Source organism: Rhizobium sp. BK181, from assembly GCF_014193305.1.
GTDB lineage: Bacteria > Pseudomonadota > Alphaproteobacteria > Rhizobiales > Rhizobiaceae > Rhizobium.
In genome coordinates, this window is sequence record NZ_JACHZA010000043.1 from 1 (window position 1) to 1338 (window position 1338).

1 protein-coding gene is annotated in these 1338 nt (G+C 67.5%); it reads right to left on the bottom strand.

What is annotated here, in order from left to right; translation table 11 throughout:
- Window positions 1-180: 180 nt before the first annotated feature.
- Window positions 181-1338: calcium-binding protein (locus FHT77_RS31100; RefSeq protein ID WP_183759305.1), on the bottom strand; the 1158-nt coding region annotated here is incomplete at its 5' end.

The window sequence follows — 1338 nt, forward strand, 5'->3', positions numbered from 1 at the left end:
CTTGTCGGTGCCGGTCTTGTCGCTGGTGGTGGTGATCATCGCGGTGTTCCCCTGGAGCCTTGCTGGCCTTGTTGTCCTGTCGTCGTGGTCTGCTGTCGGTGTCTTTCTGGCATTGTCTTGCAGTCATGGTCTTTCTGGCATTGTCGGGAGAGGCCAGACGGCCTCCCCGGGGGAGAGGCATCAGGCCTGCCCCATCGGCTGGCTGTCGGCCGTGACCTGGCCGGGCTCGATGGCGGCGAGGATGAAGTCCTCAGCGGTCAGCTCGTGATGGCCGCGCAGCAGGATCTGCAGGTCGTCGTCATGGTCGAGGTCGACGATGGTGCGCACGACGGTGCGGGTGTCGTCGCCGAGCGCCTCGTAAAAGACGGTGATCGAGCCGATCTGCGGCGTGTCGCCGTCGATCTGCAGGCCGGCGAAGGTCAGCGTGCCGTACTGGCCAAGCGCGGAGAGATCGATGCGGTCGCCGACGCTAAAGTCGAGGATCTCGTCATGGCCGGCGCCGTCGTTCGCAAGACTGGCAAGCGACTGGAAGACGAAGACGTCGTTGCCGTCGCCGCCGATCAGCACGTTGACCCGGGCCGAGGCGATGATCGTGTCGTCGCCGGAGCCGCAGCTGGCATTCTCGACGTCGAGGAGTGCGTCGTCGCCGATCTCCGCCCCGGAAGCCTCGCCGCGCTCGAGATCGATGACGACGCCGAGCACGGTGGCCGAGGCATCGTAGCAATCGCTGCCGCTGCCGCCATCCATCCGGTCGTCGCCGTCATCACCGCCGTTGCCGCTGCGGGCGAGCACGATGAAGACGTCGTCGCCGGAACCGCCGTCGAGCCGGTCATCACCGTCGCCGCCGACCAGGTGGTCGTCGCCACTGCGCCCGGCCACCTGATCGTCGCCACCCCCGCCATAAAGGATGTCGGTGCCGCTGCCGCCGGAGAACCGATCGTCGCCGGAGCCGCCATGAATGGTCTCGAAGCCAAGGATCGTATCGCGGCCGATCTCCTCGCCCTCGGCATAGCCGGCCTCGATGTCGGCGATCACCATCTTGACCAGCGCCGACAGGTCGAGCGTGTCGCAGCCGGCCCCGCCGTCATAGACGTCGTTGCCGTCGGCGGCCGGAGTGGCGAGCACGATGACGACATCGTCGCCAGCCCCGCCCGAGACCACATCGTCGCCGGCCCCGCCGGTCAGCTGGTTGTCGCAGGCGTCGCCGCCAATCGTATCGTCATGGGCGCTGCCGATGACGTTCTCGATGCCATCAAGGCTGTCGCTGCCGATATCGGCGCCGGTGGCGGTGCCGGATGCAAGGTCGACGGTAACGGCTGCCGTCGCGCCGCTGGCGTC